This is a genomic window from Streptomyces sp. NK15101, assembly GCF_020400725.1.
Lineage (GTDB): Bacteria > Actinomycetota > Actinomycetes > Streptomycetales > Streptomycetaceae > Streptomyces.
This window is the reverse complement of sequence record NZ_JAINVG010000039.1, coordinates 1-23,426: the sequence shown is the minus strand read 5'-3', so window position 1 is coordinate 23,426 and position 23,426 is coordinate 1. Positions and strand designations below refer to the sequence as shown.

The following is a 23,426-nucleotide window of genomic DNA, read 5'->3' as shown; positions in this document are numbered from 1 at the left end:
ATGGTTCATACTGTTCCGCCGTACCGCACGAGAACCGAGCCCGTCCCGTGCGGCCCAGGCCGGCGGAATGAGCGTGAACCGAGTGACGACAAGGACCGCGCCCGAGGAGCCCGACGGTGTACGGACGCCCCTCCGGGGCAGGGACGCCGCAATGGCGTTCATCGAGGAACGGCTCGACGCGCTCGGCCGGGGCGAAGGCGGGATCGTCCGCGTCGAGGGCCCCGCCGGCATCGGCAGATCCAGGATCCTCGCCGAGGCCGCGGCGTCCGCGAGGCGGCGCGGGGTGCGGGTCTTCGAGGGGGCGGCGGACCCCGACGAGCAGTTCGTACCGCTCGGCCCGCTCCTCGAAGGCGTACTCTCCGGCGAGGAACCGCTGCCGGGCGCCCCACGTCTCCGGGACCTCGCCGCCACACCCGGCCAGCGGTTCTGGCTGCTTCAGGAACTGGGGGACCGCCTGCGGGAGACGGCCCGGAGCGGCCCCTTGCTCGTCGTCCTCGACGACCTCCAGTGGTGCGACGACCTGACCCTCCTCACCTTCCACACCCTCGCGGCGGGACTCTCGTCGCACCCGATCCTGTGGCTGGTCGCCGTGCGCGCCGGCAGCGTGCCGTCCGGGGTGCGCACCACCCTGGACAGGATCCGTCAGGCGGGCGCACGCGAGCTGGTCCTCGAAGCGCTGGAGGACCGTGCGATCGCCCGGATCGCCGAGGACGTCCTCGGCGCCCCTCCCGACCCGGGCGTCCTCCGCCTCGCCCACCGCGCCGAGGGGGTGCCCCAGCTGCTCGTCGAGCTGCTCGGCTCGCTGCGCGAGGAGGCGGTGACGATCGAGAACGGCAAGGCCGGGCTGCCGGCCGGACCCCCCGCCCCGCGGCAGCTCCCCTCCGTCGCACGCCGCCTCGACCAGCTGTCCGACGACGCGCGGGAGCTGGTGCAGACGGCGGCCGCCGTGGGCGGCACGGTCACCGTCGCGCTGCTCGCCGAACTGCTCGGCAGGTCCTCGGCGGCGCTCATCACAGCCGTACGGGAATCCCTCGACGCCGACCTGCTCGCCGAGAGCGGCGACCTCCTCGCCTTCCGCCACGACCTGGTCCGCGAGGCGGTGGAAGCCGGCCTCCCCCTGCCCCTGCGTCAGACCCTGCGCCGACATGCCGCCGGGCTGCCGCCGGAGGGAGCGCCGGCAGACGCGACGGACGCCGGGAGAGCGGGCCCGGGAGACGCGGCGGAGGCCGACCGGCTGCGCACCGAAGCGGCGGAACTCGCCGGCACCGCCCCCGCAGCCGCCGCGGAGCGCAGCCTCAAGGCCCTGGAACTCATCGCGGCGGACGCTCCGGAGCGGCCGCGGGTGGTGGCCGAGACGATCCCGCTGCTCTGGCAGACGGGCCGGGCCGCCCAGGCGCGTGAAATGGGAGCCACCGCCCTGGCGGCCGGCGGTCTCGGACCCGAGGACGAGGCGTTCATACGCCTGGCCCTGGCACGCCTCGCCGTACAGTCCGACTTCTCCGAGGCGGTCCGGCAGGCCCGCGCCGGGGCGGCACTGCCCGGGACCTCCCCGACCGCGAGGGGACGACTGCTCGCCATGCTCGCCGTCGGCCTGTCGATGTCGGGCGAACACGCGGCGGCCGAGCAGGTCGCCGCGCAGGCGTGGGAGACCGCGGCGGCAGCGGGGGACCGCACCGCCGAGGCCACGCTGACGACGGTCCGCTCGGCCGTGAGCTTCCACCGCATGGACCTGGCCGAGGCGTTCCGGCAGGCCGAGCGGTCCGCCGCGCTGGCCGACGCCCTGGGCGTCAGCACCTCGCAGTGGGTGCCGGAGGCCCTGTGGCACGCCCTCCTGTCGAACACCACCGGACGCACCGCGGAGGCGCTCGCCGTCGCGGAGGAGGGCATCCGGATCACCAGGGAGCAGGGCCGGACGGCCGCCACCCGCATGTGGCTCATGACCCGCACCCGCATCCTTCTCGAGACCGGACGGCTGTCGGACGCCCGGGCCGACGCGGAAGCCGCGTCCCCGGCGACCGACGAATCCGGCCCGGACAACCTCGCCGACGTCACGCTCCGGTACGTGATGCTGCGCGTCGCCCTCCACACCGGCGACCGGCGTACCGCGGAGGCGTACGCGGCGGAGGCGAGGCGCATGCGCGGCGACGGCGCACTCGTCGTCCGGCACTTCGGCACCTGGATGCTGGCACTGATGGCCGACCACGAAGGCCGGCCCGACCGCGCCATGGCCGAACTCGACGCGGTGATGACGTCGCCCGCCGCGGACCGGCCCGCCTACGCCGGCCTGATCGACCCGGCCGACGCCCCGGTGCTCGTCCGCATGGCGCTGCGTGCGGGCAGGCACGAACGGGCCGTGCAGACGGTCGCCATGGCCGAGAAGCGAGCCGTGCTCAATCCCGGCCTCCCGTTCCTCGCCGCCACCGCCGCGCACGCCCGGGGGCTCCTCGACAACGACCTCGCCCCTCTCGTACGCGCCGTCCGGCTGTACGAGGACTGCCCCCGGGTGCTGGCCCGGGCCTCGGCGCTGGAGGACGCCGGACGCAAGCTGGCGGCCACCCGCAAGCCCGAAGCGGTGCCGTACTTCGAGAAGGCCCTCGCGCTCTATGCCAGGGCGGGCGCCGAACGGGACGCCGCACGGGTGCGCCGGCGCCTGCGGGCCGGCGGTGTCCGCAAGCGGCCCTCGACGGCCGGACCGGCCAGTGAATGGCCCGAGCTGACGGCCGCGGAGACACGGGTGGTACGGCTCGTGGCCCGGGGGCTGACCAACCGGCAGGTGGCCGAGCAGCTCTCCCTCTCGCCGCACACGGTGGGTTCGCACCTGCGCCGGGCCTTCACCAAGCTGGACGTCACCTCGCGCGCGGAGCTGACCCGGCTGGTGAAGCATCGTGACAGCGGAGAGTAGTCGCTTCGTATCCCACGTGGGCGTCATGGCAATGGACGATTCATGCGATGTGCCGACGTCGTCGTTTCCTCAGACTGATCAAGAACCGCGGAATGGAGAAGCCCGCGGGGACAGGTGATCGAGAGAGGAACGACGCATGACCGGAAGGCTCCAGCGAGCCCGCCCCGGCAGCCCCGAGCTCCAGGCACTCGTCGACGATCTCGCGGAGCGGCTCGGCCGGTCCGTCGCCGTCGACGACCCGCTGGTCCGCATGGTCTGCACGAGCCGCCACTTCGGCGACGAGGACCCGGTGCGCATCGGCACCCTGCTGCAGGGCCGCGCCGACAACGCCGCCATCCGCTACGTCCTCGCCCAGGGCGTGACCCAGTGGTCGAGGCCCGGCTTCATCGACGGCCGCGACGATCTCGGACTGCTGCCCCGGTACGTCGTGCCGCTGCGCGAGCGCGGGCACCTCCTCGGACTGCTCGTGGTGGTCGTGCCCGAGAAGACGCTGGGGGAGCAGGAGACGACCACCATCGCCCGGGCCGCGGACGCCATGTCGGCCCAGATGTACGGAGAGCAGATCGCCGCCGACACCCGGAAGTCCGACGAGCGGGACCTGGCCCTCGCACTCGTCGGCGCCGACGTCGCCGCACGCACCACCGCGCGTCGGCGCGGCGAGGAACTGGGGCTTCTCGGCGCGGCGGAGCACGTCCTGGTCACCGTCGTCCAGCTGAGCTGCGGGACGGAGCTCGTGCGCCGGCCCGAGGCCGCCCTGTGGGCGGCGCTGGAGGGCTACCGGCAGACGCGCTCCGCCCAGGGCCTCATCGCGATCGGCAAGGAGCGGGCGATACTGCTCCAGCTCCGCGACCGGCCGCCGCACCCGGACGAGGTCGCCGCCCAGTCCGCCCGCATCCTCGGCGAACTCCGCACCTTCCTGGACCCGTCGGCGGACCCCGTGATCGGCGTCGGGGGCCGGCACGCCCGCCTGGACGACGCGTGGACGTCGTACGAGCAGGCGCTCGCGGCGGCCCGCGCGGCACGCCGACTGCCCTCCCTGAAGAAGACCGGTGACTGGGAACTCCTCGGCGAGCTCGCCGTGCTGCTCCAGCTCCCCGAGCACGCCCTGAACGCGTCGCTGGTCCCGAAGCCGCTCCGGACCCTGACCGAGGCTCACGGAGGCGACCGCCTGCGGGACACCCTGCGCTGCTTCCTCGAACACGCGGGGTCGATCCCCAGGACCGCGGAGACGCTGGGCATCCACCGCACCTCGCTGTACTACCGCCTGCGCCAGATCCAGGAGATCACCGGACTCGACCTCGACGACGGCGCCCACCGGCTCACTCTGCACCTCGGCCTCCGGGTCGAGGAGCTCCTCGACCCGGGCGCCGTCGAGGCCGTGTGACCCGGACTCGCTTTCGACAGAGCGAGGAGGATCCACGGCCCGATTCCTACAGCTCGCGGTGGTGCGGGCGGCGGGCCCCATTCGATGATGTTCGGGACGGACGGGGCGGACGTACCGCCTCTGACCAGGGAAGAGGCCATGAAGGAACTGATGACGACGGACGGCGCGCGGCTTGCGTACCAGGACACCGGAGGCGAGGGCGTCCCGCTGGTGATGCTGCACGGCTGGGGGCAGACGCAGGCGATGTTCCGCCACCAGATCGAGGGTCTGGCGCCCGGTCGGCGCGTCGTCACCGTCGACCTGCGCGGCCACGGAAAGTCCGGCAAGCCGCATCACGGCTACCGCATCGCCCGGCTCTCCCGCGACGTGCTCGAACTCGTCGACCATCTCGGTCTCGACCGTTTCGACGCACTGGGGTGGTCCATGGGCGTCTCGGTGTGGTGGAGCTTCGTCGACCAGTACGGAACCGGACGGATCCGGCGCTTCGTCGCCGTCGACCAGCCCGCGGCGGTCGCCGCCGTGCCGTGGATGACCGAGCGGGAACAGAGGGACTCCGGCGCCATCTTCGATGTGTCGGGGCTGCTGTACCTGGGCGCGGCCCTCGCCGGTCCCGAGGGCGACACGGTCCTCGCCGACTTCGTGCGCGGCATGTTCTCCGGCGAGCCCGACCCCGGAGTACTGGCCTTCGTCACCGAGGAGATCGGCTCGACACCCGCCCACGCGGGCGTACCGCTGCTGTTCGACCACTGTGCGCAGGACTGGCGGGACGTGCTCCCCCGGATCGACGTGCCGACCCTGGTGATCGGCTGCGAGGGAAGCCACGTGCACCCCGATTCGCAGCGCTTCGTCGCCGAGCGGATTCCCGGCGCACGCCTGCACGTCTTCGCCCCCGACGTGGCGAACTCGCACTTCCCCTTCCTGGAGAACCCGCCGGCCTTCAACGCCGTGGTGGAGAAGTTCCTGACCGAGGAGCCGGCGAGGGGGGCGTGAACCCCGCCCTCCGCCTGCACGAACCCACGGCTAGGAATCACCATGACCCTCACACTCATGTCACGTGCGCCTGAACGGGTGCCCCGGCAGGCGACCGCTCCGACCTCGCCCTCCTCCCGCTCGGGGCAGCTGGTCCAGATGCTCTCCGAGATGCCGGACACGAAGGACCGGAACCACGTCTACCTCGGCGTCCACGTCCGTGGGCCCGTCACCGTCGTCCGCGAGCGCGCCAAGACCCTGCTGGAGCCGAACGACCTGGTCTTCTGCGACCCGGTCCGACGGCACCTGCTGCGGTTCGGCGAGGACTGCCAGATGATCTTCTTCCGGGTGCCCCGCTGCTACCTGGGCGTCTCGGAGTCGGAACTGGACCGGGTGCTCGGCGTCCCCGTACGCGGCGGGGAGGGCATCGGTGCGCTGGCGTCCGACTTCCTGACCGCGCTCGCCGCCAAGGCGGAGCTCCGCCGGTCCACGATCGGGGACCGGCGTGCCCGGACGGCCGTGCAGCTCCTCTCCGTCCTGGTCATGGAGCTCCTCGAAGCGGAGACGGCGGACGCGGCCGACGACGCGCTCGGAGCCGGCAACGAGATGCTGTCCCGTATCCACGCCCACATCGAAGAACACCTGATGGACCCGGACCTCTCGCCGGAGTCGATCGCACGCGCCCACCACATCTCCGTCCGGTACCTGCAGAAGCTGTTCCAGAACGACGGCAGCACGGTGAGCCAGTGGGTGCGGCAGCGCAGGCTCGAGTCCTGCCGGTTCGAGCTGGGCCGCTCCACCCGGAGAACCACGATGGCCGCGATGGCACACCGCTGGGGCTTCAGCAGCCCCTCGCACTTCAGCCGCACGTTCCGCGGGGCCTATGGCATGAGCCCCAGTGAATGGCAGGCCCTGGCGACCTCGGCCCTCGCACCGATGATCGCCGACGCCCAGGACGAGCGACGGCGCTGAGACGCGTGCGCTCCCTCATGCCCCACACCGAGAAGAGAACTCGCATGCCCCACCCCACCGTCGTCCTCGTGCACGGTGCCTTCGCCGACGCGACCGGCTGGATAGGCGTCATCGCGGAACTGCGGAGCAGCGGTATCCCGGTGATCGCCCCGCCGAACCCGCTCCGGGGCCTGGCGTCGGACGCCGCCTACCTCGCCTCCGTCCTGACGCAGGTCGAGGGACCGGCCGTACTCGTCGGCCATGCGTACGGCGGTGCGCTGATCACCGTGGCCGGCGCCGCGGAGAACGTCGTGGGGCTCGTCTACGTGGCCGCCTACGTGCCCGACGAGGGCGAGAGCCTCGGCCGGCTCCAGGGGGGCTTCCCCCATCCTCCGCTGACGGACAGCCTGAAGGAGTGGACCTACCCGCTCCACGACGGTGCCCATGCGGTCGAGGTCACCATCGAGGAGGGGGCGTTTCCCACCGTCTTCGCGGCGGACGTGCCCGAGGGCGTCGCCGGCGTCCTGGCGGCGGCCCAACGTCCGCTCGCCGCAGCCGCGCTCACCGAGACCGCGGCCGTGGCGGCATGGCGGACTAAACCGTCCTGGGCCCTGGTGGCCGGGGCCGACCGCACGATCGGCCCCGAGGTCCAGCGCTTCGGCGCCGCACGGGCCGGCGCCGTCGTCGTCGAACTCCCGGACGCCTCCCACGCCGTCGCCCTCTCCGAGCCCACGAGGGTCGCCGACCTGATCAGGGCCGCGGTACGAGCGACGAGCTGACCGACCGGGCCGGCCCCGACCTGCGGTCTGCTCGAAACGGCGCACCTTGCTCTTTCTCCGGGGCAAGGGGGAAAGGAGAGTTGTGTACGGCGAGAAGTCCTTCGGTGCCGTTCTGCGTGGTCTGCGGCAGCGAGGCCGTCTGACGATGGAGGAGCTGGCCGAGGCTTCGGGGGTGAGCGTCCGGGCCATCGGCGACATGGAACGGGGACGCAGCCGGGTTCCGCAGCGGCGCACGGTGGTGGCGCTGGCGGAGGGGCTCGGACTCGTGGACGCGGAGCGGGAGGCGCTGCTGGCCGCGGCGCGGGCGGCGCGTCCGACCCGGGCGGTCGCGGTGGCGGGGACGGTGGTGCCGCCGCGCTCGGTGGGGGACTTCACGGGGCGCGGGGAGGAGCTGGCGCTCCTGCGGAAGGCCGCCGAACGGGCCCCGGCCGACAGGGAGGTGCCGGTCTGGGTCGTCTCGGGTCCTCCGGGGTGCGGGAAGACGACGCTGGCGCTGAAGGCGGCGGCGGATCTCGCGGAGGGGTTCCCCGACGGCTGTTTCGTGGTGGACCTGCACGGGGTGGACGGTCCCGTGGACACGGGCGAGGCGGTGCTGAAGCTGCTGAAGGCCCTCGGCGTGTCGGACCGCCGCCTCGCGCAGGAGGATCCGCGGGGCCGCGCGGGGCTGCTGCGGGCGCTGCTGGGCGACCGCCGGTGCCTGGTGGTGCTGGACAACGCCCGCGACGAGGGACAGGTGCGTGAGCTGCTGCCGGCGGCCGGGCGGAGCCTGGTGCTGGTCACCAGCCGGCGGCCCTTGACCGGCCTCGAGGACGTCGACCGCCTGGCGCTGTCGGAGATGGCCCAGGAGGAGGCGGTCGATCTGCTGCGCCGGATCCTGGGTGCGGAGCGGGCGGACGCGGAAGCCGAGGCCGTGGCGCGGGTGGCGGAGCTGTGCGGGCGACTGCCGCTGGCCCTGCGGGTGGCGGGAAACTGGCTGACGGTCCGCTCAGGTTGGACCGTCGGCCACCTGGTCCGGCGCCTGGCCGACGAGGAGCGCCGACTGGGCGCGCTCGCCGCCGGTGACGTACGGGTGGAGGCGGCGTTCGAACTGTCCTACCGTCAGCTGACCGGCCAGGCGGCGCGCATGCTGCGGTCGCTGAGCCTGGTCGCGGGGCCGGACATGACCGCCGCCTACGGCGCCGCCCTGACCGCCACCGACCTCTTCGAGGCCGAGGACGTGATGGAGGAACTGGTCGAGGCCGGCCTGCTGCAGGCCACCTTCACCGGCCGCTACCAGTTGCACGACCTGCTGCGGCTGTTCGCACGCGCCCGGCTGTACCGCGAGGAGGAACCCGGCGAGCGGGAGGCGGCCGAGGACCGGCTGCGCACCTGGCTCCTCGAGACGGCCACGGTCGCCGGCCGCTGGTACAAGCCCGCGTACGGGGCGCCGCCGCCCTCCTGGCAGGGGCTGGTTCCGCTGGAGAGCGCCGAGGAGGCCCGTGACTGGCTCCGGAGCGAGGCCCCCTCCTGGCTCGCCGCGCTGCGCGCCGCCGCCGGGCGGGGCGAGCACACCCAGGTCGTGGAGACCGTCCACGCCATGGAGTGGTTCTGCGACCTGTGGGTCCACTGGGGACACTGGCCCGAGGTCTTCGGCCTGGCCGCCGAGTCCGCCGCCGCGCTCGACGACCCGTACATGCGGGCCTTCCACCTCAACTGCCAGTCCTGGGCCCTGAACGCCTGCGACCAGCGCCACCGCGAGGCCGTCGAACGAGCCGAGGAAGGACTGGAACACGCCCGCCGCGCCCAGGACGTCCACCAGCAGGTCTCGGCACTGATGCACACGGCCAGCGCGTACTGGCAACTCGGCGACGTCCGGAAGGTCGCGGAGAGGGCCTTCGCCGCCATGGCCCTGGCGGAGAACACCGGTCACTACGAGTCCTGGCCCCAGGCCGTGCGCCTCTACGGAGGCGCGCTGCGCCTGCTCGGCCGTGCCGGGGAAGCCCTGACCGAGCACGAGCGCATCGTCGCGTTCCTCGACGCGCCCGACTGCCCGGTGACCGGGCACATCGCCGACATCTTCCGTGCCCACACGATGCAGGCGATCGGTCAGGACTACGCCGAGCTGGGGCGGTGGCGAGAGGCCGCCGACCACTTCCGCGACGCCCAGGTACGGTCGGGCGCCATCGGCATCTCCCACAGGGAGGGCGAGACGCTGAGGCATCTGGCGGAGGCCCTGATCGAACTGGGAGAGACCGAGGAGGCCCGCTACTGCCTGCGCCAGGTCCTCTCGCTCGGCGACCTGGCGGACGGCAAGGACCTGAAGACGGCGCGGGAGCTCCTGGACGCGCTCGCCGCCCGGTGAGGGGAATCGGTTCAGCCGCGGTGCCGGTGCAGGGCGACGTGCACGGTGTCGAGGACCTGGACGAGGGCGGCGCGGGCGGCGTCCGTGTCGCGGAGCCGGTCGAGCACCAGGAAGTCGTGGATCGTCCCGTGGTAGCGCACGGAGACCACCGGTACGCCGGCCGCCCGGAGTTTCGCCGCGTACGCCTCGCCCTCGTCGCGCACCACGTCGGCCTCGCTGGTGACAACCAGTGCCGGGGGGAGTCCGGCGAGCTGTTCCAGGGAGGCCCGCAGCGGTGAGGCGGTGGCCTGGCCGCGCTGCCGCACGTCGGGCAGGTACTGGTCCCAGAACCAGCGCATGGTCTCGCCGCCGAGGAAGTAGCCGTCGGCGAACTCCCGGTACGAGGGGGTGTCGCAGCCGGCGTCGGTGACCGGGCAGAGCAGCACCTGCTGCCGCAGCCGCACGCCACCGCGTTCCTTGGCGAGCAGGGTCAGGGCCGCCACCAGGTTGCCGCCCGCCGAGTCGCCCACGGCGGCCATCCGGCTGCCGTCCAGGCCGATCTCGCCGCCCCGCTCGCAGATCCACTTCGCGACGGCGTAGCACTGCTCGACGGCGACCGGGTAGCGCGCCTCGGGGACGCGCTCGTACTCGACGAAGAGCACGGCCGCGTCCGTGCCGAGGGCGAAGGCCCGTACCAGACGCCGATGGGTGTCGGCGTCGCCCAGGGCCCAGCCGAGGCCGTGCAGGAACAGTACGACGGGGATCTCGCCGACGCTGTCGGCGGGCCTGACCACCTGCACCCGGACGTGACCGGTCGGCCCGCCCGGCACGGCGAACCACTCCGTGGAGACGGCCTCCTCCTCCAGGGGGTCGGGGGCGTCCGCGCCCTGGAGGCGTGCGAGGTCCAGACGGGCCTGTTCCAGGTCCGGCTCGTGCGCCGACGGCGGGCAGGCGTGCCGGGCGACGAACGCCCGGGTCGGCTGGTCGAGGACCGGATGCCGAGCGGACGAAGGGGCGAAGTCGGTCACGCACGGTCTCCTGCCGAGAGGACTGAAGCGAAAGGGTGGTTCGGCGCGCAGGTCCCTGCTCGGGCGGTGGAACGCCGTGCGGCGACTGCCGGGCCGGGCACTGCCGGCCGCGGGCACGGCGCGGCCGGAGCAGGACCCTACCCGCTGGACGGCGGGAGGCCGGCCCCGTGCCGGTCGGCACCGTGGCCACCGGCGGCGCCTCCGGGGACGATCCCGGGCGCCGAGGTGACCGCCGGGGCTCCCCCGAGGTCTTCCTGGGCGGTGCGCAGGGTGCGCCACTCACGCGGGGAGACGCCGTAGGCGGCGCGGAAGGTCCGGCTGAAATGGGCGGGGTTGACGAAGCCCCACCGCTGGGCCACGGCGGACACGGTGGGGGCGGTCCTGCCGCGGCGGGCCAGCTCGCGGCTGCACTCCTCCAGGCGCCGCTGCCGGATGAGCCGGCCGACGGTGGTCCCCTCGCCCTCGAACAGCCGGTGCAGGTACCGGACCGAGATCCGGTGCTCCCGGGCGATGCGCTCCGGCGACAGGTCCGGGTCCCCCAGGTTCCGGTTGATGTGGTCGACGACGCGCAGCACCAGATGGCTCCGTCCGTCCGCGTCCGTGCCGCCCGGGTGGGCCCGCTCGGCGATCAGGGTGGCGAGCAGGTCGACGACGTTGCCGGCCAGCCGGTTCGCGACGGCCGGCGGATAGCCCTCGGCAGGGGAGGAGGCCAGGGTGGCCAGGAACGGGAGCAGCATCGCGCCGAAGCCGTCCCCGGTGCCGATGGCGCTGCCGGTGACCCGCCGGATGTCGTCGTCCGGCACGCCCAGTGTGCGGCGCGGAAGCTGGAAGACGTGCGTGGCGAACCGCTGCGGATAGTCGAAGGAGTACGGCCGGGTCGTGTCGTACACCACCAGGTCGCCCTCGCCCACCTCGGCCCGCCGGCCGTCCTGGACGAAGGTGGCCGTGCCGGACATCTGGACACCGACCGCCACCAGCGCCTCGGACGACCTGGCGATCAGCGCCGGCGTGCGGCTGACCCGCTCCGCGTCGGCCTCCACGGTGGAGACCTGCAGGTAGCCGAGGCGGTCGGTGGCGATCCGGCCGTCGAAGGGCCCGTCTCCCCGAGGGGCGATCGTCATCGGCACCAGTGTCCTGCTCACCGCGTCGTTCCAGTACGCGACCTTGTCCCGGTCCGGCACGGAGGCGGTCGTCAACACCAGGCTCAAAACGGTCTCCGCTCAGGGGAAGTGACTCCGGGGGCTGCGACCAGCCAAGCAGCGAGCGGTGCCCGTCTCCAGGCAGAACCACAGGCAGGAATCGGCAGAACGCGACGCCGGCCGCGCGCCCGGGACCGGCTGGTGATCCACGGGCGGCTCGGGCTTCCCGGCGACCCACCGGTGTTCGTAGCGGGGTGTCCACGAGTACGCCTGACCGGGCACTCCAGAAGCGTACGAAGATCACTTCCCGAACCGACGGAGGTCGTTTCCCACCCGGCCGAGGACCGGGCACCGCCCGCTGTCAGACACAGGAGCGAGGATGGGCGGCATGACGAAGACCGGAGCGGACTACGCGTGGTTCGAGGAAGACTTTCCAGACATCGCTGAGGCGTACTGTTTCACCCTGGTGCGGGGTCTGTCGCCCGCTGAGCTGACGTCCCGGCTCGAAGGACGGCCGGAGGCACCCCTGCGGGGCACAGCCGCAGTCGTCGACGCCGCCTTCGCCCAGTACGACCTGGAAGAGGGGGACCGGCAGCTGGTCGCCATGACGACTGTGGGCAGCTGGACGCTGCTGATCGAGCCCAACGGCTATCTCGGGGTCACCGAAGAACAGGCGCTGCCGGCCTCCGCCGGAACAAGCTGGATCTCTCACTTCACCAACATCAACGCCCTCGGCACGTTCCTCTGGGCGGAGGACCAGGTGCTGCGACTGTGCTTCGACCCCATGTTTCCGGAGGATCGCTGGGGCGCCGCGCCCGACGAACTCCTCGACGTGATGCGACGGATCGGTTTCCCTCTCGAGGTGGAGGACCCGGAACCGGACTTCTCCCCGCAGGCGGCGTTCGCCCTGGCAGAACACCTGACCGGTGTCGCCATCACTCCAACGCTGCTCCAGGACACGACGTTCACCTGCGCCACCGTACGAATCCGCTGACCGCCCCCCTGAAGCAGTACGGACTCGCGCCTGCTGTCAGAGGTCGCCCCTATCGTGCGGGAAGCAGTGCTGGAGAGGAGTGACGATGGGGTTCTCGGGTGAGTTGGTCTTCGGCCGCGGCAGGTGTCCCTTGCTTGAAGCCCCGGTCTTCGGCGGTGCGCAGGAGGACGACACCGGCGGCATAACCGCTTGGCGGCCGAGGCCCGGTGGGTGGCAGACGCTGCAGTTCCACCACAAGAGCTCGCCGGCCACGCCGGAAGAGGTCCTGCGAGCCGTGGTCGAGTGGACCGGAGCTCCAGCGTGTGTGGCCTCCGTTCACGACAGCAGCGTCGCGCTGGTCCGGGGTCTGACACCCGGAGGTGACCAGTGGGATGCGTGGCTGAATCTGACGATCGCCGCAGAGGTGTCGGACCGTCCACTGTCCGAGATGGACGCCTGCGTGCCCGGCGACGCCCGTCGTGCCCTTGTCTGGGCCCGGGCCGCGGGGGCCGGCCGGGGTGTGGACGTGACCGAGATCGAGGAAGTCCTGCGGTCTCACGAGACCTTCGCGGAAGAGCTCTTCGACACGCTTCTGGATCGCTTGGGCTTCCCCGCGGCCTCCGATCCCGAGGCAGAAGGCTGAGCAAGGATCCTCCCCGCCCTGCCGGAGTCCGCTCGATGCTGACTGGAGCCGTAGCGGCTGCTCGGGAAGACCTGGACCGGCCGTCCTTACGTCGGCTGTTCGCCCCTGATCAGGTCAGGTCTTGCTCCGCACCCGTCGGCGCCGGCCTGGCGGTCGTCCAGACCGGCGGACGGGGCGATGTCACGCAGGGGCGCCGAGCGGCGGGTGCTCGAGCACGCGGGGCTTGTACTCGACCAGCTGGATGCGGCCGTCGAAGGTGCGGTGATCGATCATCTCGAGGGCAACGTCCGGATAGCCGTCGTAGATGCGTTCTGCGCCCGTGGCCCCGGTGATCACGGGGAACATCACGACCCGGAAGCGGTCGACGAGTCCGGCTCGTAGCAGGGACCGGCACAGGCTGAGGCTGCCGATCGTGCTGAGGAGCCCCGAGCCACTCGACTTCATGGCACGGACCGCCTCGACGGCGTCGTCGCGGACGAGCGTGGAGTTGGCCCAGGTCAGCGGTTCCTCGAGTGAGGAGGAGAACACCACCTTGGAGGCTTGCGTGAGCTCGTCGACGGACGCCTCTTCCTCGGGCCTGAACTCGTCTTGGCCATCGGGGACCTCGCCTGCGGCGAAGCCCGACATCAGGCGGTAGGTGTTCGCTCCCATCAGGTAGGTGGCCTCGGGCTGCTCACCGAGCCATGCGAGGTACTCCGGGCCCTCGAGACCCCAGAACCCGGGCCATCCCTCTCCCGACGCGTAGCCGTCGAGGGAGGTGATGAAATCGACGAGAAGCTCCGACATGGCGGTGTCCTTCCTAGGGTGTGTCACGAGCTTGGACCGGCCGGGAGCCACAAACTCATCCGCCGCGCTGTGGAGCAACGAGAAAACCCGTGACGCCGCAGCAGAGCAGGTCGACGAGGACGGGCGGGCGTCGGAGTCACAGCAGGGGCGTCGGAGGAGAGATCTGACGGACGCGCAGGGAGAGCGACCGCGACGGTCGTCCACCGAGCGGAAACGACTTCGGCTGTGACCTCCGTCCACGAGGCGTGGAGCCCCGGTCACGGCCGGAACGGCCCGGAGGGCGCATGACCCGCGCCCGGCAGGTAACACGGGCTCAATGACGAACTCACACGAGGCGGGAGCCAGACCGGGCCGCCCGCTCCTGTTGCTGCCCGTGCAGGCGGCCGTGGTCGCTGCGCTGGGGCTGCTGGTGACCGGCCCCCTCGCACACCGCTGGCCGCTGTCGGTGGAGGACGGCGCCAACCGCGCCCTCGCCGCCCGTCGTACCCCTTTCGCCACCGCCCTCACCGACGGGGTGTCCTTGCTGGCCGGCACGGAGAGCGTGATCGCCCTCACCCTCATGTGCACGGTCGCTCTGCTCCTCGTGCCCCACGCACCCCGATGGCGGGAGGCGACGTTCCTCGCCGTGGCGGTGGCCGCGCAGTCCGCCGTCTTCCTGCTCGTCACCGTCGTCGTGAACCGCGAACGCCCCGACGTGCCCCACCTGGACCCGGCGCCGCCGACGTCCAGCTTCCCTTCCGGCCACGTCGGGGCCTCCGTCGCCCTCTTCGGAGGGCTGGCCGTCCTCGTGTCCCGGCGTCTGCACGGTGTCCGGCGCCACCTCGTGGTGGGACTGCTCCTCGTGATCCCGCTGCTCGTTGCGGTCTCCCGGGTGTACCGGGGCATGCACCACACCTCCGACGTGGTGGCGGGGCTGCTGAACGGCGCCTGCACGCTGGCCCTCGCGGCGGCCGCCCTGCTGCCGGGCCTCCAGGAGGAGGAGGCCCCACCCGCTCAGGGCCCGTCCGCGCGCACCGCGCGGCGGGCCGTGGTGGTACGCCACCCGCGCGCGTGCGGCGACGGGACCGCGGCCCGGGTACGGGTCCTGCTGCGCGACCACGATTACGTGGAGCAGCGGTGGGCGCAGACGACGGCCGGAGATCCGTCCGGTGCCCTGGCCGCGTGCCTCGGCGAGGGGCACACCGATCTGGTCGTGGTCTGTGGCGGAGACGGCACTGTACGTGCCTGCGCGGACGTGGTCGCCGGGACCGGGATTCCCCTGGCGATCGTCCCCTGCGGCACGGGGAACCTCCTCGCCCGCAACCTGCGGCTGCCGACCGACCCCGTGGCCGCCCTGCGGGAGGCCCTCCGCGGGCAGGCCGTCGGACTCGACGTGGGACGGATACGGGGCGACGGGATCGCACCCACCCGCTTCGCGGTCATGGCAGGTGCCGGGTTCGACGCCGCCATGGTCCGGGACGCCTCGGCGCGGCTCAAGGAGAGGCTGGGCTGGGCCGCGTACGTGGTCTCGGCCGTACGGCATCTGGGGGACGCCCGGATGCGGCTGTCGATACGGCTGGACGGGGGCGCCCCGTTGGAGCGGCGGGCCCGCATGGTCGTCATCGGCAATGTCGGGACGCTTCAGGGCGGGCTGCCGCTGCTGCCGGACGCCCGGCCGGACAGCGGCAGGCTGGAGGTCGTCCTGCTCGACCCCCGAGGCGTGACCGGCTGGCTCGCCGCCGCCGGATACCTCGTCTCGCGCGCACCGGGCGGTCGGCGGCAGCGCGCGGACGGCGCGGGGAAACGGTCCCTCGCGCACGGCGCACTGGAGTACTTCGGCGCGGCCCGGATCGACCTCCGCTTCGCCCGGCCCCAGCCGCGCGAGCTCGACGGCGACGTCCTTCCCGCGGGCACCCGGCTCACCGCGGAGGTCGAGCCGGGGGCGCTGCGGGTGTGCCTGCCGGCCCCGCCGGGGGCAGACGCCTCGGCGGGGGCCGGTGTCCCGGCACGGGCAGACGCTCCGGCGGGAGCGGTCCCCCCGAGGCCGGAAGGCATTCCGACACGGACAGGAACCCGGGCGGGGGCGGACGTCCCGGCACGGGCCGGAGGGGAAGGAGGGGACCATGGGCACCGCGACGCGCGTACCGCAGCGCAGTGAGGTCGAGGCCGTGGAGGCCGAACTCCGTCTGCGGGGGGACGTCCTGTCGGGGGAGGAGGCCTGGGCCGCGCTCCGCCGCTACGGAGGCTGGGCCCTCGTACGGGATTCCTTCGTACGGTTCCGTTACGCCGACGGGTTCAGCCACTCCCGGGCTCTCGCCCTGCAGACCGTCCTGGCGATCCTTCCGCTGGGCATCGCCGTCATCGGGCTGTCCGGGGTGCTGCACACCGAGGACATCGGGCGGATCGCCGAGCTGACGATCCGCCGGATCAGCGGCCCGAGCCAGGACGTGGTGGACGACGCCCTGCGGGAGAGCCGGCAGCACGCCGGGGAGGGCGGCGCGGCCGCCCTCTGGCTCGGCCTGCTGTTCTCCGTCGCGAACGTCACCACGGGCATGTGCCAGGTGGAACGCGGTGCGAACCGCATATACGGCGTGGAACGCGACCGGCCGTTCCTCCACAAGTACGCCCGTGGGCTGGTGATGGCGGTACTGGCCGGAGTGCCCCTCGGACTGAGTTTCTGCGTCACCGTCCTCGGATCCGACCTGAACCGGGCCCTGATCGAGGTCTACCACCTGGAGCCGGCCACGTCCCGAGCGTGGGACGTGCTGCGCTGGCCCGTGGGGATCCTGCTGGCGGTGATCGCCACCAGCGCCGTCTTCCGCCGCTCGCCCCGGCGTGCCCAACCGGGCTACACCTGGCTCGCCTTCGGCGCCACCGTCCATCTGCTGCTGTGGCTGGGCGCGACGTGGGCACTGAGCCTCTACGTCGGCTCCGAAGGCTCCTTCACCACCGTGTACGGGCCGCTGAGCGCGTTCGTGGCACTGCTGTTGTGGTCCTACCTCACCTCGATCGCGCTGTTCTTGGGCCTTTCCTTCGCCGCCCAGCTGGAGGCCGCACGGGCGGGGGTGGCGACGCCGATCACCGAGGACCCCGGGGTCTGAGCCGACCGGCTCTCCCGAACTCACCGACGGAAAGGAACCGTACCGACCATGACCGAGCGTTCCCCCCGGACCCGGCGGCACCGTCTCGGACGGCTCGCGATCGGTCAGAGCCGGGCCGACACCCGTTTCGGCGTACGGCTGGTGACGGGCGCGGCCCTCACCGCCCTGGCAGCCGTCCCGTTCTCCCTCGCTCTGGTGCTGGTGGAGTCGCACTGGGCCCCGCTGCACCGCCTCGACCAAGACGTGGCCGAGCGGCTGCACCGGTCCGCACTCGGCAGCCCGGCCTGGGTACGCGTGCTCGACTTCCTCACCCACGTCGCATGGGGGCCGCTGACCATGCGGCTCCTGGTGGCCGGGGTGGTGGTGTGGCTCCTGCGGCGGCGGGCGTTCCGTCTCGCCGCCTGGGCGGCCGTCACCGCGACGGCCGGCGGACTGGCGGGGCTGCTGGTCAAGAACGCGGTCCAGCGTGCCCGGCCGCACCTGCCGGATCCCGTCGCCCACGCGCCCGGCTTCTCCTTCCCCTCCGGTCACGCCATGACGGCCACCACCTCCTGTGCCGTCCTGCTGCTGGTCCTGCTCCCCCTGGTCCCGCGCGCCTGGCGGCCGCTGCCGTGGGTCCTGGCGGCGGTGGCGGTGCTCGGCGTGAGCTACACGCGGGTCGCGCTCGGAGTGCACTGGGTGAGCGACGTGGTCGGGGGGTGGCTGCTGGGACTGGCGGTGGTGACCGCGACCACGCTCGCCTTCGAGGCGTGGCGCGGTGACATCGGCCGCCACCGCACCCTCCCCACCGAGGGCCTGGAGCCCGAGATCGTGACGGACTCCCCGGAGCCGGTGGGCCGTCCCGGCGCCCGATGACGCGGGGTCGCCCTCACCGCGACGGAGGTACCCTCGCCGACCCGTCGGCCGAGGTCTCCTCCGCCGCCGCGGGCTGCTCCTCGAGGCGCGCCCCGCTCCGGGCGGCTGCCGCGTGCAGCGCCCGCAGGGCGACCAGGAGCACGCCGATGTCGTCCAGGTAGACCGGGTCCGGGATGAGGTCGACCGGCGAGATCGTGTACACCACCGCGGCCCAGAACAGGGCCTTGGACCGCAACGGGACACCGGCGTCCAGGAGCAGTCTGCGGGCACGGAACACACGTACGAGCAGAACGGCCGCGGTGCCTGCCACCACGAGCACGAGAACCACGGCCGCGACGAGCCACAGGGTGTTGTCCATGTCGCTCTCCTACCCCGTGACGCCCCGTCCGTGGGATCAGGATCCGTTCCGCTTTCAGCCCAGCAGGTCCGGGGCCCGTAGCATCTCGGACGGGACGCCCCAGGCGTCGACCAGGTCGACGGCCAGTGGCCGGACCTTGCCGCAGAGGTCGTTCACCTCGCGGCTGATCGCCTTGGACCGCTGTACGGTCAACCGGCCGTGCTCCATGAACCAGGCGCGGTCCGTTTCGATCGTCGACAGCGCGAACAGGTCGCAGAGCAGCCCCAGCGCGACCTTGTTGCCGCCGTCGGGCAGGGTCCGGAGCGCGTCGACGAACGCCTCCAGCACCAGTCGTTCGACGTGCGCGTGGGCGAGCGCGATCACATGGTCCTGCACCTGCGAGAAGACGGTGCCCGGATCACGTTTCCGGTCGACCCCGCGCTTGAGCCGGCGGGCCAGCCCGGCGAGCATGTGCTCCTCGCGATAACGCAGCATGGCCAGGTGGTACTCCGAGTCGAGCAGCCCGGCCTCCCGGTCCCATGCGTCGCCGCCGGGCAGCAGGTCGCGGACCCGTTCCAGGAGCTTGTGGACGGACGCCTTCTCGATGACGGTCTCGACGGCAAGACCGGTGACGTAACGGACCACGCCGAGCTGGTCCAGGTCCTCGAACTCGCCGGCGTGGTCGGTGAGCAGGCCCTTCGCCACGAGCTGGAGGAGCACGTGGTTGTCGCCCTCGAACGTGGTGAAGACGTCGCTGTCGGCCTTGAGCGCGGCGAAGCGGTTCACCGCCAGATAGCCGGCGCCCCCGCACGCCTCGCGGCACTCCTGCACCGTACGGGTGGCATGCCAGGTGCCGAGCGCCTTGGTGCCGGCGGCCCGGGACTCCAGCCGCCGTCGGGCCCGGGGGTCGTCCTCGTGGCCGGAGAAGACCTCGTGCAGCTGCCCGCGGACGACGTCCTGCGCGAAATGCAGCGCGTACGTGCGGGCGAGCAGCGGCAGCAGCCGACGCCGGTGCAGCCCGTAGTCCAGGAGGAGCCGCTCCTCGGAGCCCGGCGAAGCCTCGAACTGGCGCCGTCGTACGGCGTACTTGACGGCGAGCGTGAGGGCGACCTTGGCCACGTTCACCCCGGCGCCGCCGACACAGACCCGGCCCTGGACGAGCGTGCCGAGCATGGTGAAGAAGCGACGGTTGGGATTGTCGATGGAACTGACGTACGCGCCCTCGGGTGTGACATCGGCAAAGCGGTTGAGCAGCGCCTCACGCGGCACCCGGACCCCGTCGAAGCGGATCCGGCCGTTGTCGACGCCGTTGAGGCCCATCTTGCGGCCGTCGTCCTCGATCTCGACGCCCGGCAGGACTTCTCCCCCGGACCGGAGCGGCACGACGAGGGCGTGCACGCCGCGGGACTCCCCGCCCACCTCCAGCTGGGCGAAGACGACCGCCAGCTCGGCGTGGCGGGCCGCGTTCCCGATGTAGTCCTTGCGGGCGGCGTCACCTTCGGTGGTGATGACGAACTCCTGGGACTCGCCGTCGTACCGGGCCACCGTCCCGAGCGCCTGGACGTTGGAGCCGTGCCCGGTCTCGGTCATCGCGAAGCAGCCCAGGAGCCGTCCGGCGACCAGGTCCGGCAGGTAGGCGTCGTGGTGACGCCCGGTACCCAGGTGCAAGATCGCACCGCCGAACAGACCGAACTGCACACCGACCTTGACCAGCACCGACAGATCACCGAAAGCGAGGGTCTCGAAGGCGGCGACGGAGGCGCCGACGTCGTCACCGCCGCCGTACGCCGCGGGGAAACCCATACCGGTCTGGCCGGTCCCGGCCATCTCGACGACGACGTCGCGCACCCGCTCGCGGAACGCGTCCGTGTCGAGTCGTTCGGCGTCCTCCAGCACAGAGGAGTGGGCCGCCAGATTGGTCCGGACGAGGTCCCGGATCCCGGCGTACTCGCCGTCGAGAAAGGCCGCCAGGGCTTCGACGTCGATCACGGGATGCGTGGAGGCGCTCGTTGCGGCAGAAGCGTCGTCGGGTTCCATGGCCCTCCGTTACCCCGGCCGGTGCGGGTCAACCGGCGGCGATCATGTGATGGGGCAGAGCCTACGGGAGCCCGACCCCGTCCCCGGGCTCCGGCCGGGCCGCACACGCCCCCGGCCGCTGGAGGGCCGTCACCGGGCGAGGAGAGGAGCTGTGGTTCGGTGCCGCCGAGGGCGGGTCGCGGTCTCGGCGGGGTGGTGGGTTCCACGGCGCCAGGCGTCAGTGAGGGCGCGGCCGGCGACGGTGCCGGCGAAGCGGGAGCCGCTCCCGTCTTGCGGGGCACGGGACCGGAGGGGGTCAGTGCCGCACGAAGGGCAGGTCCGCAGGTCCCACCCGGTCGCGCGGTCCCGCTGCTCGCATCACCACGTCCAGCACGCGCGTCGGGTCAGCGGCATACGCGTGGGAGAACCAGGCCATATTGGCTTCCACCACGGCCCACCGGTGGTCCGGACGGTAGGCGTCGAGCAGTTGCCCGACGTCCACGACGACGGCGCTCGGCAGGGCGGGTTCGGCCGTGGTGACGAGGCGGTCGACGAATTCCGCGATCTCCGCGGTGATGGGCTCGCGCCCGTCGAGCGGACGGGGGTCGAGCCTGCCGAACACCGCGTATCGACTGCCCGTGACGATCTGCCCGTCGAGGAGGAACAGCCGGTACTCGGCGGCGAAGGTCACTATCTCGGAGAGCAGCACCGGCGTCGCCGGATCCAGACCGGCGGCCAGACGGGAGCCATCCGGGTAGATGCCCGCCGTGAAGGACTTGTCCCGCGGCGGCTTGACGAACGTCGGTCGCTGGAGCGCCCAGGCGTCCAGCACAGTCGCCGCTCGGACCTCCCTCCCGGTGAACTCCTCCGGAAGTTCGGCGAGCCACTCGTCCGCCGGTTCGAGCAACGCCCACCCCAGCTGTCCGGCCAATCGTGCGCCTGCCACCGGCCCTCCGTACCAGTACGCCGGACCCGAGGCCGCGGACACCTCCTCCGCAGCCAGGACCGGCATTCCGCGCCCCGCCGCCTCGACGGCCAGCAGCTCCATCGTCGACGTCCGCCGTCCGGGCATGACAAGCATCGCAACCCCCTCCGCGATGTGCAGTGCGGTCAGGCTAGACCAGCCCTGTTCCGATCGCGCCGAGTCCCCGACCCCGGATCTTCGAACCGCCCCGGACCGGTTGAGGAGGTCCTCGTGGTGGGCGGCGACCACAACGGCTTCGTCCTCTCTCCGGGCGAGCGGAGCGGCGGACCGGTGGCGGCCGGGTCGCCGCGTTACGGTGCTGTCCGTGTTCTGGAAGCGGGCCTCCGGCCCTGGTCGGCGGGTGGGAGCCAGGTTTCAGCCGGTCGCGGGCGAGCACGCGCCAGATGATGAGGGTGCCGACTCGAGGAGGTAGTGCCATGGCCGCGGAACCGCAGGAGCAGGACGTCGTGGAGGTGATCCTCAAGGATCACCGGACCATGGAGGAGCTGTTCCGGCAGATGCGGAGCGTGGAGGCCGATCGTGCGGGAGCACTGAAGAAGTTCTCCGCGTTGCTCATCGCCCATGCCGAGGCAGAGGAGGCCGAGGTATACGGAGCGCTGAAGCGCTTCAAGAACGTGGACGACGAAGAGGTCGAGCACGGTGCGGAGGAGCACGAGGAGGGCAACAGGGCGCTGCTGGCATTGCTGGAGGTCGAGGACGTCGGTTCGGAGGACTGGGACTCGAAGCTGGAGGATCTGGTCGAGGCCGTCTCCCACCACGTGGACGAGGAGGAGAGGACGATCCTCAACGGAGCACGGGAGAACGTCCCCGACGAGCGTAGGGCCGAGCTGGGCGCCGCCTTCCTGAAGGAGCGCCGGAGGCAGCTGGAGTCGGACTGCGGCAGCATCGAGAACGTCCGGGCCGTCGTCGGCGGCCGATGAGAGGAGCCGGCCGCCTCGGCCGAGCGGGTCGGGGCCTGCCGGTACGCGTTCCGTCCGGGGCGGCAGCCCCGGCGGACCGCCCGTCGACCCCGAGCGCGGTCCACGGCTGTGCTTCCACCTCAAGTCCGGCAGCTGTGACCCCCCCCGCTCTCATCGAGGTCCTGTCGAGGTCCTGGAAGAGCCCAAGGCGCTCTCCACGGGGACGGGTCGTGCCGGTCCGGGGCGCCGAACAGGACCGGCTCACCCTCGAACGACCGTCCGCCTACGCAACCGATCAGCAGGAAGACGAGGAAGGCAGCGACGCCGTCCACGAGCGCCATGGACCGGTCGTACGACGCGAACTCCACGACGCGCTCGACGAAGCCCGCGGAGGATGCCACGGCGAGGAGGAGCGGGCCGGAGAGGCCGCGCGAGTCGAGGATCGCTTCCCCGCCACGGTGTCAGGCCGACGGTTCGCCCGGGCGCCGCTTCCACCAGTTGGGACGGGTGCGAGGGCGGACGGCACGCCCCAACCGCCGGCCGACGAGCATGTAGCCGAGGAGGGCTCCCGTCGTGTTGAGGAGGACGTCGTCGATGTCGAAGGCACGTCCTGTGACGAGCGCACCCTGCACCAGTTCCACGAGCAGCATGGTGGCGGCAGTGACGAGCGTGACCCTGAGGAGTCCGCGTGTCTTGCGGGACAGCAGCGGCAGCAGGATCCCGAAGGGGACGCCGAGCACGATGTTTCCCCCGACCTGCTTGACGGTCTCCACGAACCCGGGCTGGTTGAGATAGTTCCCGATCGACCGTCCCGGCGTCAGGTTGTCGTGGGTCAGGGGTGCGGATGCCGGTGAGGCGTCCAGGGTGAGTCTGGCCAGGACCCCGGCGAACGCCACCATGCCCGCGAAGGCCGTCAGAGTGACCAGCACCCGTACGAGTCGCCCCGGGCCTCGTCGGGCCGGGGCCGCCGCCCTCGCCTTCGGTGCCCTCGGACCCGGCCGGTCCGGCGCCTCTCCCTCCGGTCCGGCCCCGTCCGGCCCCGCCTCGGCGGACGCCGCCGTCCTGCCTCCCGCCCCTCCGCCCCGTCTTCCCAACGCTTTCCAAACGTTCATGCGCCTCTTCCTCCCCTGCGCGACCACCTGCGGACGGACCCCGCGTACCCGCGACGAGATGGCTGTATGCCGTGCGGTCCGTCGAGGGCCGCACATCTGACGCACCCTCCCCAAGAGCGTCAACTCATCACCAGAAAACGGAAGTTGAGCATGGAAGGCGTCGAGGCGGGCATCCGGCGCCCATGGGAGAAGACACCGAGAACAGCCCCTCGCCGCTCCGCCGGACACGGAGACGCTCGGGAGGGAGATGGCGCCTCGTCACCGGCGT

At 72.3% G+C, this 23,426-nt stretch carries 19 protein-coding genes; 12 read left to right on the top strand and 7 right to left on the bottom strand.

The window, feature by feature from the left end; translation table 11 throughout:
* Positions 1–67: 67 nt before the first annotated feature.
* The 6 genes from K7G60_RS21355 (at position 68) to K7G60_RS21325 (ending at position 9,326) form a co-directional block, all read left to right on the top strand.
* Positions 68–2,902 carry a LuxR family transcriptional regulator gene (locus K7G60_RS21355; RefSeq protein ID WP_225802535.1) on the top strand — a complete coding sequence of 945 codons (2,835 nt, stop codon included), beginning with the start codon at positions 68–70 and terminating at the stop codon, positions 2,900–2,902.
* Positions 2,903–3,038: 136 nt separating this feature from the next.
* On the top strand, positions 3,039–4,286 hold the full coding sequence (locus K7G60_RS21350; RefSeq protein WP_225802534.1) for a CdaR family transcriptional regulator: 1,248 nt from the start codon (positions 3,039–3,041) through the stop codon (positions 4,284–4,286).
* Between the two features lie 138 nt (positions 4,287–4,424).
* A complete protein-coding gene (locus tag K7G60_RS21345; RefSeq protein WP_225802533.1) occupies positions 4,425–5,276 on the top strand; it encodes an alpha/beta fold hydrolase in 852 nt (283 codons plus the stop codon).
* A gap of 57 nt (positions 5,277–5,333) precedes the next feature.
* Complete coding sequence (locus K7G60_RS21340) at positions 5,334–6,227, top strand: helix-turn-helix domain-containing protein (RefSeq protein ID WP_225802532.1); 894 nt, start codon at positions 5,334–5,336, stop codon at positions 6,225–6,227.
* Positions 6,228–6,271: 44 nt separating this feature from the next.
* The gene (locus K7G60_RS21335) at positions 6,272–6,985 is read left to right on the top strand and encodes an alpha/beta fold hydrolase (protein WP_225802531.1); all 714 of its coding nucleotides are present in this window, start codon (positions 6,272–6,274) and stop codon (positions 6,983–6,985) included.
* 82 nt (positions 6,986–7,067) lie between these two features.
* The gene (locus tag K7G60_RS21325; protein ID WP_308081753.1) at positions 7,068–9,326 is read left to right on the top strand and encodes a helix-turn-helix domain-containing protein; all 2,259 of its coding nucleotides are present in this window, start codon (positions 7,068–7,070) and stop codon (positions 9,324–9,326) included.
* Positions 9,327–9,337: 11 nt separating this feature from the next.
* On the opposite strand, the gene K7G60_RS21320 is transcribed toward K7G60_RS21325, so the two are convergent.
* Together K7G60_RS21320 and K7G60_RS21315 are read right to left on the bottom strand one after the other, a co-directional pair.
* A complete protein-coding gene (locus tag K7G60_RS21320) occupies positions 9,338–10,333 on the bottom strand; it encodes an alpha/beta hydrolase (RefSeq protein WP_225802530.1) in 996 nt (331 codons plus the stop codon).
* Positions 10,334–10,470: 137 nt separating this feature from the next.
* Positions 10,471–11,532, bottom strand: coding sequence for a helix-turn-helix domain-containing protein (locus K7G60_RS21315; RefSeq protein ID WP_225802581.1), 1,062 nt, complete (start codon positions 11,530–11,532; stop codon positions 10,471–10,473).
* Between the two features lie 319 nt (positions 11,533–11,851).
* Between K7G60_RS21315 and K7G60_RS21310 the strand changes: the two genes are divergently transcribed.
* Complete coding sequence (locus K7G60_RS21310) at positions 11,852–12,466, top strand: DUF6461 domain-containing protein (protein WP_225802529.1); 615 nt, start codon at positions 11,852–11,854, stop codon at positions 12,464–12,466.
* Positions 12,467–12,551: 85 nt separating this feature from the next.
* Positions 12,552–13,088 carry a hypothetical protein gene (locus tag K7G60_RS21305; RefSeq protein ID WP_225802528.1) on the top strand — a complete coding sequence of 179 codons (537 nt, stop codon included), beginning with the start codon at positions 12,552–12,554 and terminating at the stop codon, positions 13,086–13,088.
* Between the two features lie 180 nt (positions 13,089–13,268).
* On the opposite strand, the gene K7G60_RS21300 is transcribed toward K7G60_RS21305, so the two are convergent.
* Positions 13,269–13,874: a dihydrofolate reductase family protein gene (locus tag K7G60_RS21300; protein ID WP_225802527.1), complete on the bottom strand. Its 606-nt coding sequence runs from the start codon at positions 13,872–13,874 to the stop codon at positions 13,269–13,271.
* Between the two features lie 316 nt (positions 13,875–14,190).
* Here K7G60_RS21300 and K7G60_RS21295 point away from each other — a divergent pair, with 316 nt between their 5' ends.
* The 3 genes from K7G60_RS21295 to K7G60_RS21285 are packed head-to-tail and all read left to right on the top strand — an operon-like array spanning position 14,191 to position 17,809.
* A complete protein-coding gene (locus K7G60_RS21295; protein WP_225802526.1) occupies positions 14,191–16,011 on the top strand; it encodes a diacylglycerol kinase family protein in 1,821 nt (606 codons plus the stop codon).
* A complete protein-coding gene (locus K7G60_RS21290; RefSeq protein WP_030692107.1) occupies positions 15,977–16,954 on the top strand; it encodes a YihY/virulence factor BrkB family protein in 978 nt (325 codons plus the stop codon). Before K7G60_RS21295 ends, K7G60_RS21290 begins: the two co-directional genes overlap by 35 nt.
* Before the next feature lie 48 nt (positions 16,955–17,002).
* Entirely contained in the window at positions 17,003–17,809 is an 807-nt protein-coding gene (locus K7G60_RS21285; RefSeq protein WP_225802525.1) for a phosphatase PAP2 family protein, read from the top strand.
* Positions 17,810–17,822: 13 nt separating this feature from the next.
* Here K7G60_RS21285 and K7G60_RS21280 read toward each other — a convergent pair whose 3' ends face one another.
* From K7G60_RS21280 to K7G60_RS21270, 3 genes are all read right to left on the bottom strand, one after another.
* The gene (locus K7G60_RS21280) at positions 17,823–18,167 is read right to left on the bottom strand and encodes a YkvA family protein (protein ID WP_225802524.1); all 345 of its coding nucleotides are present in this window, start codon (positions 18,165–18,167) and stop codon (positions 17,823–17,825) included.
* A gap of 54 nt (positions 18,168–18,221) precedes the next feature.
* Positions 18,222–20,183 carry an acyl-CoA dehydrogenase gene (locus K7G60_RS21275; RefSeq protein WP_225802523.1) on the bottom strand — a complete coding sequence of 654 codons (1,962 nt, stop codon included), beginning with the start codon at positions 20,181–20,183 and terminating at the stop codon, positions 18,222–18,224.
* A gap of 295 nt (positions 20,184–20,478) precedes the next feature.
* Positions 20,479–21,243: an ATP-grasp domain-containing protein gene (locus K7G60_RS21270; RefSeq protein WP_225802522.1), complete on the bottom strand. Its 765-nt coding sequence runs from the start codon at positions 21,241–21,243 to the stop codon at positions 20,479–20,481.
* A gap of 320 nt (positions 21,244–21,563) precedes the next feature.
* On the opposite strand from K7G60_RS21270, the gene K7G60_RS21265 reads away from it, so the two are divergent.
* Entirely contained in the window at positions 21,564–22,067 is a 504-nt protein-coding gene (locus K7G60_RS21265; protein WP_225802521.1) for a hemerythrin domain-containing protein, read from the top strand.
* A 440-nt stretch (positions 22,068–22,507) separates the two neighbouring features.
* Here K7G60_RS21265 and K7G60_RS39195 read toward each other — a convergent pair whose 3' ends face one another.
* A complete protein-coding gene (locus K7G60_RS39195; RefSeq protein ID WP_308081745.1) occupies positions 22,508–22,975 on the bottom strand; it encodes a VanZ family protein in 468 nt (155 codons plus the stop codon).
* Positions 22,976–23,426 lie beyond the last annotated feature (451 nt).